Origin of the sequence: Clostridium sp. C2-6-12 (assembly GCF_009928485.1) — a bacterium.
In the GTDB taxonomy this organism is placed as follows: domain Bacteria; phylum Bacillota; class Clostridia; order Clostridiales; family Clostridiaceae; genus Clostridium.
On the sequence record NZ_JAABNP010000003.1, the window covers coordinates 199,935 to 215,002 of the forward strand.

Genomic DNA, 15,068 nt, shown 5'->3' on the forward strand with positions numbered 1-15,068 from the left:
TTTTTTTATACACGCTTTATTAACCTTTATTTCTATTCTTAAAAACTAGTAATAAGAACTTAGGTATTACCATTAATCTTTTTATTCTAAAAGGCTCCTGTATTACTCTATGCAGCCATTCCAATCCTAAAGCTAACATCCATTTCGGAGCTCTTGTAAGTTCTCCAGCAAAAATGTCAAAGACACCTCCGACTCCCATAAATATATGAGTATTTACTTTATCCATAATTTTATTTATAAATATTTCTTGTCTTGGAGAACCCATTGCTACAAAAATAGCCCATGGTTCATTTTTTATAATATCCTCTATTACATCTTGGCAATTATTTAAATCAAAAAATCCATTATGAAAGCCTGAAACTTTTAAATTAGGAAATTCTCTTTTTATATTTTCTACACATCTTTCAAGAATTTCTTGTTTCGCACCTAATAAATAAACAGATTTTCCTTCTGAATTTGCCTTAATTATTACTTCTCTAACAACATCAATTCCAGCTATTTTTTCTTTAACTGGAGCTTTTACAATTTTTGATGCAATAACAGTTCCAACTCCATCTGGTATAATAACTGAGGTTTCTGCATTAAAATTTTCGTTAAGCATAGTATCACCTAATCCATTATATATAATTTCTGGATTTCCTGATATTATATTTACTTTGTTAAAACCTTCTATATAATCCATTAAAGCTGCTTTATCTTTATTAAAGACATTAAATCCAAGTATTTTTGTAAACATATTATCTCCTAATCTATTTTGCAGTTCTATTTAACATTTGATCTATCTCTATTACTATTTCATCTTCAGGTGCTAATTTCTTTGCAATTTCTAAATTTAATCTAGCTTGTTCTTTATCTCCTAAATTAATATAACACATTACAATATTAGTACATATATCAACTTCCTTAGATGCTTCAAAAGCCTTTCTAAAATATTTTAACGCTTCCTCAAAATCTCCAATTGAGGCATAGTTAAGGCCTAACTCATTAACAGCTTCAAGACTTCCCGATTCAATTTTAATACTTTCTTTTAAGTAATGTATAGCTGTTTCATAATTTTCAAGTTTTCTATATCCAACCCCTAAATAATAATAAATCAATGGATTTGTACTAAATTCTTCACTTAATGGAAGTAATAATTCAATTGCTTTTCTTGGATCTTCTTTTAAGGCTTCAACTGCTTTTTCAAATCCGCTTACATTTTGTATATCGCTCATTATTTGCTCAATTTCCTTTGATTTATTTCCACCTTTATTTATATATTCATTAATTTCCACTTCAGCCCCTTTATAATCACCTTTATCTTTAAGTATTAAAGCATTATAAAGATATGGCTCTGGAGATTTTTCAAATTTTTCTTTACATTCATCAATATCTTCTAATAAAATTTCTGCAAAGCTTGAATCTTTCTCTCTTATTGTCTCCCCAACAGCTAATAGCTTAGTTAAAATTTCTTCTTCATTGGTATACCTATAAAGACCTTTTAATAATACATAAGCATCTTCTAATCTATCCTTTTTAATTCTATCTGCAATTAAACTTTTTACACATTCCTCTGAATCCGGAATATATGACAAAATCATTCCGTAATCTTCATTGTATCTAATATTTTTATCTGCTCCAAAAGCAATAAACATGCCTTCAACAAAATAATATATAGGTAAATTATTTAATTTTATTTCATTATTAGCATTTGCTGCAACATATTCAGCACTTATTGGCATATATAAATCATCATTTTTAAACTTTACACTATCAGGAATATTAATACTTCTCTTAAAGCCTTCCTTTTTAATTTCTAGAAATAATAATTTGCTTAATTTATCTTTATACATTGTTTTGTAATTACTCATTTGACACCTCGTTAATTCAGTTAAGAGTTATGAGTTAAGAGTTGTGAGTTGTGGTGTAAGATAACTTTTAAAGTTCAAATAACCAAATTAGAGCTTTGGATTATTGATTTTCACCTTAACTATTCACTTTTAGCTATTACTCATTAACATTTTTTATTTGATGATAATTTATTAAATTTTTTTGAAAAGCTACAGGATTTTCTTCCTTAATTATTAACTATTAGTTATTAATCCCTATATACTTACTCTTATAAGATTTTATACTTTTCTTTGAATATAATCAAGAAAATCAATTTGTAATTCTTCTTTATTCATTAATTATAGCGAAAAAATGCTATCACCTTAATGATGATAGCATTTTCTATGGAATCTTAATTTAATTTTCCGTTAATGATTTCCATTACTTTTTCTTTGAATTCAGCAATATCTTTATCTGCATTTTCTAGGCTGCTACTCTTTACTGCTAAATAAACCTTCATCTTTGGCTCTGTTCCTGATGGTCTTACAACAAAATATGAACCATCTTCTAAAATGTATTTTAATACATTTGATTTAGGTAATTCAATAGTAGTCTTAGTGCTTTTTACTGTGTTTTCTTCAACACTTAATTTATAGTCTAATCTAGTAACTATTTTAACGCCAGCAACTTCATTTAATGGATCATTTCTTAATCCCTCAATACAGCTTGCTATTTTTTCTTGTCCTTCTTTACCCTTTAACTCTAATGATACAAGTGTTTCTTTAAAGTATCCATACTTTTCATATAATTCTATTAATGCTTCGTATAGACTCTTACCTTGTTCTTTATAATAAAGACACATTTCACATACTAACATTGAAGCTATTACGGCATCTTTATCACGTACAAAGTTTCCTGCAAGATATCCATAACTTTCTTCAAATCCAAATAAATAAGTTTTATTTCCTGCATCTTCAAATTCTCTTATTTTCTCACCAATGTATTTAAATCCAGTTAATACATCCATAAGTTCAATATCAAAATCTTCAGCTATACTTCTAGCACCTTCTGTTGTTACTATTGTTTTTATAACAACTCCATTTTGTGGTAACTTATTAGTTTCTTTTAGTGAACTTAATACATAATGAGTTAAAAGTAACCCTGTTTGATTACCTGTTAAAACTTTATATTCTCCAGTACTGTCTTTAACTACAAGACCTATTCTATCGCAGTCTGGATCTGTTCCAAAGATTATATCTGCATCTTCAGTTTGAGCCATCTTTACAGCTAATTCAAATACATCTGGATTTTCTGGATTAGGATAAGATGCTGTTGGGAAGTTTCCATCTGGAGCTTCTTGTTCCTTAACAACTTTAACATTGCTATATCCCAATTGTTCTAATACACTTCTTACTGGAACATTTCCTGAACCATGAATTGGAGTATATATAACATTTAAGTTTTTAGCTTTTTCTTTAACTAAATCTGTTCTTATAGTTAAGCCTTTAACTTTTTCATAGTAAAGCTTATCTACATCTTCGCCAATATAAGTTAATAAACCTTTTTCTAAAGCAACTTCTTCATCCATACTTTTAATTTTTGAAAAATCATCTACTGCATTAACACAATCAATTATGATATTTGCTTTTTCATCAGTTACTTGACCACCAAATTCATCATATACCTTATAACCATTATAGATTTTTGGATTATGAGATGCTGTAACTACTATACCACCCTTACATTTTAATTCTCTTACAGTGTAAGATAATACTGGTGTTGGTCTTAAGCTCTCATATAAAAATACCTTAACATTATTTGCGCATAAAGTTAAAGCAGCTGACTTAGCAAATTCCTTAGACATATTTCTAGAATCATATGCAATTGCAACTGAAGGATCTTTAAAGTTATCGTTTAAATAATTAGCAAATCCTTGGGTAGCTTTAGCAACAGTATATATGTTCATTCTATTACTTCCAGCACCTATTACTCCTCGAAGTCCACCAGTACCAAAGTCTAAGTCTTGATAGAATCTATCTTCAATTTCCTTTTCATCAGATATACTTCTTAACTCATTTTTTGTTTCCTCGTCAATAATATTAGAATTAATCCATGTGTTGTATTTTTCTTTGTAATTCATTTATGTTCCCCTCCCCATTTTTTCTCTATTACATTATACATTATTTACTTATATTTAAAAATAGTTTTATATGGTTTACTAAACAAGTTTTAAACAATTAACAAAAAGAGTAATATCATTTTTATTAAATTCGCCAAAATATAAGTATTTATCTAGCCTCATCGTAGAAATATTCTGAATCTTTTAATCTTAAGATGCTTCTTTCTTATATTTTATTATATCAAGACTGTATAAACCACATTGTAAAAATTATTAAATGTTTTATGCTGCCCTAAAAAATTTATATATAATAAAAATACAAGCGCTCACCTTCTTATAATACGCTTGTATTTTCTATTTCACATGTTATTTAATTCTTAAAATTTTTCCTTATTATGACTATAATTATAAAATCTTTTACTTTTCATCAACTTCCTCTGCCGAATAATTTTTAGTTACAACAGATGCAAATACACTTGATAGATTATCTAAAATTGAAATTTCACTTCCAACTTCTAAATCACTCAATTTGTAAACACTTCCAATCTTAGCCTCTGCTACATTTATTCCTATAGATTTAGGTACATCTTCTGCTTTACACGATATTTTTACAGATTCTCTTTGATTTTGTATTACTATACCTTTTTTGCTTAAAAACTCTTTCCCTTCAAGCCTGATTGGAACTTCCGTTTGCAATATCTTATTTCCATTTACCTCTTCTAGATCTATATGAATCACCTTATGAGATACTGGATCTTTTTGAACCTCTTTAACTATAGCAGTTCCATTATAACCTTCTAAATCAAATTTAAAAGCACCATGCTCTCCAACCTTAGATAGTTCCTCTACTAACTCCATTTCACCTATTTCAAACATTAAACCACCTAATTTTTTACCATAAACAACACCAGGAACCTTACCTTCTCTTCTCTTTTGTTTAGCCTCATTGGCAGTTTTCTTTAATCTTCTATTTAAAATTAATTCATCCATTATAAAATCCTCCTTAAATTCGACACTATGAAATAATAATTTATAATGATTATTTTTCAAAGTATCTTTTTAATAAAATAGCTAATAATTTTAACTAACTATTTTATAATTTTTTCCCATTTAAAGAGGTTTTATACATATATTTAAATAAAATCCTTCTGAGAATAATGTTTTATAAAAATTATTCTTAGAAGGATTTGCCTGATTAAATTATTTTATTTCTTCAGTTTCCGAATCATCTTCTTTTTTATCTTCGCTTATAGATCCTATTACTGTTGATAAATCCTCCATAACTGAAACCTCTTGACCAAGGTTCAAATCTTTAAAGGTATAGACTCTTCCTGCTTCACCATTGGAAATATCCAACTCGACGTCCTTTGGTAAATTTTCTGCCGTACATACTACCTTAATTAATTCTCTTTGAGTTTGAAAGATTAATCCCTTGCTTTCTAAAACGCCCTTACCAGTAACTTTGATTAAAAGTTCAGTATGCATTTTTGCATTTGCTGCAACTTCCTCTAAATCAATATGAATAACTTTGTTTCCTAGTGAATTTTTTTGAACTTCTTTAATTACAGCGGTTCCTTTCTTTTTGCCTTCAAAATTAAAAGTTAATACTCCATGTTCTCCACTAACTGAAAGCTCCTTTGATAATGCTAGTGAATCAACATAAAAAAGTTCATTTCCTATTTTTTCACCATAAATTACTCCTGGAATTTTACCAAATTTTCTTTCTTGTCTGGCATTGTGACCAACTGTATTTATTCTTTTATTTAAATTTAATTCCTCCATTGTGAACATCTCCTCAAAATTTAATTATTTAACATACTTTTTAGAATATTTAAGAGTATATTATTCACGTCGGAAGGAAATAAGCAGGCCTATTACAATCATAAGGTCTAATGATTTCTCTAATATTAATTTTATCTGAAGAATTATGAAAAGATAAAACCAACTTAGACTTTCAATTAAACATTTATATCGCCTCAAATATATTGAATTTTTATCTACCACTATATTATAGCACTTTCAATATATTTTACCCAAATATATTTACTTCTTCTAAACTAGACCTTTAATTCTTTAACTTCTCTCAATCTTAACCTTACTTCCACCCATTCCCGCTTCTGCTGGCGTAATCATAAGCTTTACTGGCACTCTATTTTTTATTGCTTCTACATGACTTATAATTCCAACCTTAAGCTTATCATTATGAATTTTTTCTAAGGAACTCATAACAACTTCTAGTAAGTCATCATCTAATGTCCCAAAGCCTTCATCTAAGAAGAATAATTCTAATGGTGCTGTTCCTTTTAATTGAATTTGAGCAGATAAAGCTAGTGCTAAAGATAATGAAGCTAGGAAGGTTTCCCCTCCAGAAAGAGTTGATGCATCTCTTTGAGCTCCTCCATTTTTGTAATCTCTAATAATAAATCTTCCATTTTCATCTACTTCTAAACCATAATTACCACCTGTAATTTCTTTTAGTCTTTTAGAGGCTTCAATTGAAACATACTTCAATTTGTTTGCTGCTACAAATTCAACAAACTTTTTACCTTTGAATAATTTTTCTAAATCACCTAGCAAAGCTAATTTATGTTCTAACTCTTTCTTCTTTTCTAATAGATCTTTTTGCTCTTTTAGCTTTTCCCTTATATTTTTTAGTTCTTCATCTACTTTTATCTTATTTTCAGTAAATTCATCGACTTCTTTTTCTTTTTCAGTTTTTAAGCTTTTTACTTTCCCATAAGTTTCTTCTGTTAATTCTCTACCTTTTATTTTACTGCTTAAGTTTTCAATTGCTCCAATGAGCTTTGATAACTCTTCCTTATAGCTGCTTACTATTTCTTTATATTCACTAAGTTGTTTTTTCTCAATTAAATTTTTCTTAACCTCTTCTAAAGAATTAAAACCTTCGCTAGTAATTGCTGCTTCTAGCCTAGCTTCTTGATCCTTTCTTCTTTTACTTAAGTCTTTATCTTTACTAATTGCACCTATTAGTGATTCATTATAATCTGCAAATTCTTTTTCTACTTTATTTTTACTTTCTTCAAGCTTTTCGAATTCTTCATTAATAATCTTAATTTCTCTTTGAACCTTCCCAAGTAAAAATTCTAAATCTTCTTCATCCTTAACTTTATTCTTAATTGCTTGAATTTTCTCTGCCCTATTTTTTTCATATGAACTTAAATCTGCATTATACTTTGCTAATTTTTCTTTTATAGTGGTTAATTCATCCTTCAATATTTTTCTTCGGTTTTCTAACCTTTCTAATAATTGTCTATCATTTTTAATGAGTTTAGCAAGTCTTTCTCTTTCTTTTTCAGTGATTTTAATTTCTTCATTCTTTTTATTAAAATCATCAATTTCTGTTTCTGATCTTAATAATCTAAGTTTATTTTCCAAATCAGCTGCTTCTTTTATATTGGTCTTAAGACTTTCTTCTAAGTCCCCAAGCTGTTTTTGATTTGTTCTTACAATTGCCCTAAGCTCATTAATTTCACCATTTTTTATATTTATTTGATTTTTTAAATCATTAATATTTTTTTCTAATTGTTCTTTAGCTTTGCTGTAATTATCTAAAGCTGTTTTTAAATTGTTAAATTCTTCTTTTAAAATATCTAAAGGTTTTTCTTTAAATTTAGTTCCTAACTTATTTATTTCCTCTTTATTTGTTTTAATCTTTTCAGTAAAATTAGCTGCTTTTGTTTCACCTTCTATTATTTTATTATTAATTTCTTTGATTATAATTTCCTTGTTTTTTATATCATCTTCTACTTTATTTAAATCAACTGTTTCTATTATTTTGATATTTTCCTTAATATGATGAGTAGAACCGCATACAGGACATATTTCTCCATCTTCAAGTTCTTCCCTAAGAGAATGCGCTAAATTTTCCTTCATAATTTCTTTTTCTTCAAATTTTAATTTTTCTAATTCTTCCTCATATTTTTGAATTTCTTCTTTTCCTTTTATAACTTCATTATTTAAAATTTGTATTTCATTTTTAGATTTAATTATTTCTTCACTCAATCTATTAAAGATATTATACTTTTGCTCATTTTCAGCTAATAATTGACTAAAATTCACCAAATCTTCCTGATCCCCAGGAGAATTTTTTAAAAGCTCCTCATATTGCTTTTCCTTTTCTTCTAAATCCTTATACAATTTTTCTATTACTTCTTTCAACGCTTTTCCATTGGTTATAGTATCCTCATTTTCCTTTTGAAGAAGTTCTTTTTTATTTTTATCCTTAATAATAAGTGAATTCAAATTTTTATATTTTTCTTCTGCTATTATCCCTTGTTGAACCTTTTCCTTAATGATTTCATCAATTTTTATTTCTTCATATTTTTGTTCACTTTCCTTAATAGCTTCAGTTTTATTTTTTATTTCTCCATCTATATTAACAAGTTCATTTTGATTATTTTGACTATTTACTTCAAAATTATTAATTTCTAGCTTTAAACTTTTTATCTTATCATCTATTGCTTCTATTAATTTTTTTTCTTCAATTGCGTCCTTAATTTTTTGTTCATTTATCATTAACTCTGGAAGCTTATTTTCTTTTTTGTCCTTTGCAGCTTGCCACAGCTTTTCTATTTTTTCTTTTTCTACTTTAATCTTTTCTATTGCTCCTTTTAGTCTTTCTAAATCAATCTCATTTTTATTAAATTCTTTTATTGTATCTTCAAATTCATTTATGTAAGGAACAACTTTTTCTCCTGCCTCACCTAATTTTATTTTTTCTTCATAGGCTTTTATTTCTTCTTCTTTTTCTTTGAGTGTTTTTTCTTTATATCTGGATTCTACAAGCTCTAGCTGAAGCTTCCATATTTCTTCATTTTGCTTATATTCTTTTTCTATTTCTTCCAATTCATTTTTTAACACAGTTAATTTATTATTTAATTCTGAAAGGGCTAATTCTTTTTCTTTTAACTTTTCTTCACTTATATCGTTATATCCACTCAACTGCCCAATTAAAACACTATTTTCAGTTCTTTCCCTTGCAATTTTTGAGCTTAATTTTCTTGATAAATTATCTCCATATTGCTCTAAATTAAATAATCTTTCAAGCATATCTCGTCTATCTTTACCTTCAAGCTTAAGAAATTCACTAAATTTTCCTTGAGGAAGTACAACAGTTCTTGTAAAGTCTTCTAAGTTAAGGCCTATTATCTCCTCAACCTTTTTGTTTATAGTCTTAACTCCATCAGCTAATACTTCTTCTCCATTTGTTATGTCAACTATTTTACACTTACCAGAATTTATGCTTCCGTCATTTTTTCTTCTAAATTCTCTATCTACAACATATCTTTTAACTTCAGCACCTGAGATTTGAAATTCAAAATTCACATTTAATCTATCACAATTTGTATTTATATAATTAGAACTCTTTCTTGATACATTTCCATATAAGGCTAAAGTTATTCCATCTAATATTGTTGACTTTCCACTTCCTGTAGGCCCAAATATTCCAAAAAAGCCTCTATCCGTCAATTTTTCAAAATCTATAGTCTGCTCTTCTATAAAACTGTTTAAACCTTTAATCTTAAGCTTAATTGGCTTCATCTGTTTCACCTTCTTCACTAATAATTGAAAGTAGTAATTCTACAACCGCTCCATCAGGCGGTACTTCTCTTTCCTTCATATAAAAATCCTTAAAAATTTCTTCAAAAGACTTTTCTTTTAAATCTAAAGCAATTTCATCTTCAACCCCTTTAACTTTAGGCATTATTTCTAAAATATCCTTTTTTAAATCCTTCATTTGCTTTATTTCATCTTCTCTTATATATCTATCTGTGCTTATTTCTAAGTAAACCCAACATTCTCTATCCTTATTTTCTTCACACTTATTAATTGCTTCTTCAATACTTCCACATTTCCAAATCTCTATAGGTTTGTATACTTTCAAATCAATTTCTTCGATAGTACATTCTTCACCTGCTTTAACATCAACTATAAAACATTTTTTATTAAAATTAATTTCCTTTTTATTATAGTGAATAGGTGATCCACAATATCGTGCTCTCTTATTTGTTCCTGGTACAATTTGTGGTTTGTGAACATGCCCTAATGCTACATATTGAGCCTCACTCGGAAAACAACTTCCATCAACAATAAAACTGCCCCCTAATTGTATACTTCTTTCAGATCCACTTTCTTCACTTCCCATTGCAAATAAATGAGATGTTGCTAAATTAATAGTATCTTTTCTATAATGGCTTTTTAAAGTATCAAATAAAGAAAATATTCTATCACTATAGGATTTTGCCTTATCTTCTTCATCCTCCATTCCATTGTAAATAACCTCATTTAGTCTTTTTTCACTTGGATATGGTACAGCTAATATAACTGCCTTTTCACCTTTCATTTCAATTTCTATAAAACCCTCTCCAGAATCCAAAACTTTGTGTTTTCCATATTCTCCACAAGGAACAATAGTCTTTGGAGTTCCAACCATAACAATTCCATGTTCACGAGCTAATGGGCCTGCTGCAATCAGTCTATCTGGATTGTCATGATTCCCTGATATCACCAATGTAAGTCTCTCTCCGCTTCCTGATAATCTTTTTAATGTATCATAAAACATCTTCTCAGCTCTTGCAGGAGGATTAGAACTATCATAAACATCTCCTGCAATCATGATTAAATCTATATTATTATCTTCAACGATCTTAACAAAATCATCTAAAAATTGTTCCTGCTCATCCATTCTGCTTTGTCCTTCTAAATTCTTACCTAAATGCCAATCTGCTGTATGCAATATCCTCAAAATTCATGCCTCCCTTTATGTTTATTTATAAAAATAATTATAGCCAACTTTAGAATAATATCTACCTACTTAAATTGGTGACTATCACCACATAATTTCTTAATAGCTATTTGTTTTTTCTATATATTTATCTATTAACTTTCTTGCAAGAGTAAACTTCTTAGGTATGTTAGGAAAATTATCCTTTGTGAACCAGTCAGCATGTACAATTTCATCCCCATCAACTTTTATTTCACCAGATTCATACTCTGCAAAAAATCCTATCATTAACGAATTAGGAAATGACCAAGGAGAACTCTTATAATATGTAATATTTTTCACCTTAATTCCAACTTCCTCAAAAACCTCTCTTTTTACAGTACTCTTTAGGTCTTCACCTGCTTCTACAAAACCTGCAATTAAGCTATACATATTATTTTTAAAACCTTTATTATGGGCAAGAAGTATTTCTTTCCCTTTTGTAACTGCAACTATTATAGCTGGACAAATTACAGGATACATTACATGATTACAATTAGGACAAACTTTAGCTAGTTCATCTTTTTTATTTTCTGTTTTAGAACCGCACTTACCACAAAATTTATTGGTGTTGTCCCAATTTAATATTTGATTTGCTCTCCCTGCTATTAAAAATAGTTCTTCATCTAGCAATGGACCAATTTCATATAAAGGAATTAATTCATAATCCTCTGGAAGTATAATTTCTTCCAACGTTTCAATAGCAAAACATGATTTTTTTCCTAGTTGCCCTATGAAAAATTCATTTTCATATTTAATATTTAACTTTTTAATTTCATCAGAAATAGGTATCTTTAATTTATCATTTTCTTTTCTTAAAAGTAGCCCTCCTTTAAAAATTACAAAATACAAATCATCAGATTTACTTGTCTTTGCTATATTCGATAAAATTTTAAATTTATTACTCATACTAATATTCCTCCAATGTTATTTCTCTCAATAATTATTTTCTATAGTTCAAAATGAAACGAATTAAATTTCTTCAATTCTGTTGTGTGATATTTTCTCTTTATAATTAAAATTCATAATTTCATTATACAACATTTATATTTAACTTCTAATAAACAAAATACATAAACTTGTTAAATTCATTTCTTAAATGCATTTGCTTACCACAAGCTACTTTATCGTTAAAAAATAAGAGCTAAGCTTAATGCCTAACTCTTATTTTTATTATATTTGATTTTATTTAAAAAACTATATTATACTTTCTTAACAAACTCAGATTTTAATTTCATAGCTCCAAATCCGTCAATTTTACAATCAATATTATGATCCCCTTCAACTAAACGTATATTTTTTACTTTTGTTCCTATTTTTATTGATGACGAACTTCCTTTTACTTTAAGATCTTTAATTATTGTTACAGAATCACCATCACTTAAAATATTTCCATTTGAATCTTTAACAATCAATCCATCTTCACTATTATTTTCTGATTCTGCAGTCCACTCATAAGCACATTCTGGACAAATGAAAAGACCTCCATCTTCATAAGTGTATTCAGAATTACATTTTGGGCATTTTGGTAAATCCAACATATTTCATGTCCTCCATTCATATTATTAAACAATTATTTCAAATTTCTTTTTTAATTCATAATAATATGAATAGCAAACTTGAAATTTATAAACATATAAAATATTCTTTATATGCGTTAATATACTATCATAATCCTCTCAGATTGGCAAATATGACTTTAAATCGCCTTTGACATTTTGCTTCCATTTAATAATTTATTTTCTTGATAGTTACAATATAAATGTTCAAAATGATTAATTTATAATATCTTTGTATTCTTAGTAAATTATAACTAGCTTAAATGTGATTTTACTAACATGCTTACAATTTTTTATGTATTTATATTAATAAAGGAAGATATACTACAAACATTCCATATATGTTAAAATATAAAAGATTCAAAAAAATACAACCTTAGGAGATATTAAAAATGAAAAAACGTTTATTAAGCATTATTTTATGCGGGGTAATTATTGGAACAACTCTTGTTGGGTGTAATTCTTCAAAAACTAAAGAAGTAGCAGCCAATCCAAATGAAACATCACAACAAGCAGACAAAAATAGTTCTGAAACTAAGCAACAGGAAGAAATCAAACCAGATTTCGAAACAAAAGAATATTCAAAAAATGGAGTTAAATTCTCATACCCAGCTGATTGGACAATCGATGATAGTAAAGCTCCAGTAGTTTTACTTATTCCATCTGGAGATAATCCATACAACATGAATATTAATTTTATGCTTCAAGATGCAGGTGAAAAAATACCTTCATATTCAAAATATGTTGAAGCTATTAAACCCACTATAGAAAAAAAATTCACAAACGGAAATGTTACTGCGGAAGAATATAAAGAAGGTAAAAATAAGGGTGCAAAGTTTATTGTTGAAGGCCTAATGAATGGGCAAAGCTTAAAAATGATGCAAGTTCACATCTTTGGAGACAAACAAGTAGCTTTATTCACATATGGTGGTAAGCGCGGAGGATTTGATTCATTTACTAAACAAGCAAATTATATTATTTCTACATTTAAATTAGAAAAATAATTTAACAAGTTCCCCAAATAGAAATAGCTCTCTATTTGGAGGCTTTTTTTAATTCCGAAAATAAAACATCCAATTGATGACAGACTTCATAAAAATTTCTCATATAATTATGCTATAGTAATAATATAATAAATTATTAAGTTAATCATTTTATGAAAGTGAGGTACAGATATGAACTGGATCGATTCAATAATAAATTACATCCCTTATGATGACCAAGAGAAAAATGACAAGAAAATAATATTAAATTCTATAGAAACCTTCAATAATATTCTAACGCGTAATAATGAAGTTATTCATATGACCTGTTCTGCATTTATAGTAAACAAAAATAGAGATAAAACCCTAATGGTTCATCATAATATATATAATTCTTGGTGCTGGACAGGTGGCCATGCAGATGGAGATGACAATCTATTGGAGGTTGCACTTAGAGAAGCTAAAGAAGAAACTGGAATCAAAAATATTTTCCCTATTAGTAATAATATTTTTGCATTGGATATTATACCTGTATTTAGCCATATAAAAAATGGGCAATTTATTTCTTCACATTTACACATAACTATAACTTATTTACTGGAAGCTTGCGACACTGATCAACTTATTGTTAAAGCTGATGAAAACAGTGGGGTTAAATGGATTCCTATTGATGAAATTGATGTTTATTCTAACGAAGAACATATGAAAAAAATATATGCTAAAATATTAAAGAAAATAAATTTAAACAATTAATATTTATAATCAATTTTTTAATTAAACTATTTAAATATATTTTATATAAGATATTTAGAAATATTAAGCAAATAAAAGCAATTTATAGCTTAGAAGTAGTAATGCTAAAAAATGAAGCATTATATGCAATCCTAAGCTTTTCTCTAGTTTGTTATAAGTTATCAAATACCATATAATATTTTCATCAGCAACACTTATATAAATCATATAATTTACTATAAATATATAAATGGGGGAATAATTATGTGGACTAGAAAAGAATTAAAAGATAGAGCAAAAGCTGTATTAAAGAAAATTTATTGGAAAGCCTTTTTAGTTAGTATTGTTATAGCAATTGCAGGAGGTAATAACGGTTGGGGGGGCGGTGGCGGCAGTAGCTCCTCTAACTCTGGTGGACATTCAACCATAAGTAATAGTCAATCTTTTGATTTAACTGTTGTATTAATTTCAATATTAGTCTTTTTAGTAGTTATATTAATAATAGCAGCTCTTCGTATTTTCCTTGGATATCCTTTAGAAGTAGGTGGTAGAAAATATTTCGTTCAATCTGCTCAATATAAAGACAATAAGAAATGTTTTAGATTTGGATTTGATGGTCCAAATTATGGTGGAATAATAAAAACTATGTTGCTAAAAGATGTTTATCTTTTCCTTTGGACTCTGCTACTAATAATCCCAGGTATCGTAAAAGGTTATTCTTATAGCATGGTTCCATATATACTTGCAGATAATCCAAACATTGGTGTAAAAAAAGCAATTGCGTTGAGTAATGAAATGACTATGGGTCACAAATTTGATATGTTTGTGTTAGATTTATCTTTCATTGGTTGGTATTTGTTGGGTGTAATAGCTTTAGTAATAGGAGTGTTATTTGTTTTTCCATATGAAAATGCTACAAAGGCAGAATTATACTTAGTATTAAGAGAAAGTGCACTTGAATCTAATTTATGTAGTTATGAAGATTTATTATTAACCAAACCAAACCCAGAAGATAATAATTATGTCTGGTAGAAATAGCTTCTTTTAAATTACATTACAAAAAAACTGCTTAGAATTTAATT

General features: G+C 27.7%; 12 protein-coding genes. 3 read left to right on the top strand and 9 right to left on the bottom strand.

What is annotated here, in order from left to right; all coding sequences use genetic code 11:
* Window positions 1-19: 19 nt before the first annotated feature.
* The 9 genes from GXK56_RS04075 to GXK56_RS04115 all read right to left on the bottom strand — a co-directional run bounded on the left by GXK56_RS04075 (window position 20) and on the right by GXK56_RS04115 (window position 12,253).
* Window positions 20-736 (bottom strand): WecB/TagA/CpsF family glycosyltransferase, encoded by a 717-nt coding sequence (locus GXK56_RS04075; RefSeq protein ID WP_160685400.1) that lies wholly within the window; start codon window positions 734-736, stop codon window positions 20-22.
* A 13-nt stretch (window positions 737-749) separates the two neighbouring features.
* Entirely contained in the window at window positions 750-1,850 is a 1,101-nt protein-coding gene (locus GXK56_RS04080) for a tetratricopeptide repeat protein (RefSeq protein WP_160685403.1), read from the bottom strand.
* 371 nt (window positions 1,851-2,221) lie between these two features.
* Complete coding sequence (locus tag GXK56_RS04085) at window positions 2,222-3,949, bottom strand: phospho-sugar mutase (protein ID WP_160685405.1); 1,728 nt, start codon at window positions 3,947-3,949, stop codon at window positions 2,222-2,224.
* 396 nt (window positions 3,950-4,345) lie between these two features.
* Complete coding sequence (locus GXK56_RS04090; protein ID WP_160685408.1) at window positions 4,346-4,918, bottom strand: 50S ribosomal protein L25; 573 nt, start codon at window positions 4,916-4,918, stop codon at window positions 4,346-4,348.
* Window positions 4,919-5,128: 210 nt separating this feature from the next.
* On the bottom strand, window positions 5,129-5,710 hold the full coding sequence (locus GXK56_RS04095; RefSeq protein WP_160685411.1) for a 50S ribosomal protein L25: 582 nt from the start codon (window positions 5,708-5,710) through the stop codon (window positions 5,129-5,131).
* Between the two features lie 291 nt (window positions 5,711-6,001).
* On the bottom strand, window positions 6,002-9,490 hold the full coding sequence (locus GXK56_RS04100) for an AAA family ATPase (protein WP_160685414.1): 3,489 nt from the start codon (window positions 9,488-9,490) through the stop codon (window positions 6,002-6,004).
* Entirely contained in the window at window positions 9,477-10,694 is a 1,218-nt protein-coding gene (locus GXK56_RS04105) for an exonuclease SbcCD subunit D (RefSeq protein ID WP_160685416.1), read from the bottom strand. The genes GXK56_RS04100 and GXK56_RS04105 overlap by 14 nt, the downstream gene beginning before the upstream one ends.
* Window positions 10,695-10,793: 99 nt before the next feature.
* Complete coding sequence (nudC, locus tag GXK56_RS04110; protein ID WP_160685419.1) at window positions 10,794-11,621, bottom strand: NAD(+) diphosphatase; 828 nt, start codon at window positions 11,619-11,621, stop codon at window positions 10,794-10,796.
* A gap of 293 nt (window positions 11,622-11,914) precedes the next feature.
* The gene (locus tag GXK56_RS04115; protein ID WP_160685421.1) at window positions 11,915-12,253 is read right to left on the bottom strand and encodes a zinc ribbon domain-containing protein YjdM; all 339 of its coding nucleotides are present in this window, start codon (window positions 12,251-12,253) and stop codon (window positions 11,915-11,917) included.
* A gap of 410 nt (window positions 12,254-12,663) precedes the next feature.
* Here GXK56_RS04115 and GXK56_RS04120 point away from each other — a divergent pair, with 410 nt between their 5' ends.
* The 3 genes from GXK56_RS04120 to GXK56_RS04130 all read left to right on the top strand — a co-directional run bounded on the left by GXK56_RS04120 (window position 12,664) and on the right by GXK56_RS04130 (window position 15,018).
* Window positions 12,664-13,275: a PsbP-related protein gene (locus GXK56_RS04120; protein ID WP_160685424.1), complete on the top strand. Its 612-nt coding sequence runs from the start codon at window positions 12,664-12,666 to the stop codon at window positions 13,273-13,275.
* 171 nt (window positions 13,276-13,446) lie between these two features.
* Complete coding sequence (locus GXK56_RS04125) at window positions 13,447-14,007, top strand: NUDIX hydrolase (RefSeq protein ID WP_160685427.1); 561 nt, start codon at window positions 13,447-13,449, stop codon at window positions 14,005-14,007.
* 243 nt (window positions 14,008-14,250) lie between these two features.
* Complete coding sequence (locus tag GXK56_RS04130) at window positions 14,251-15,018, top strand: DUF975 family protein (RefSeq protein ID WP_160685430.1); 768 nt, start codon at window positions 14,251-14,253, stop codon at window positions 15,016-15,018.
* Window positions 15,019-15,068: the final 50 nt, after the last annotated feature.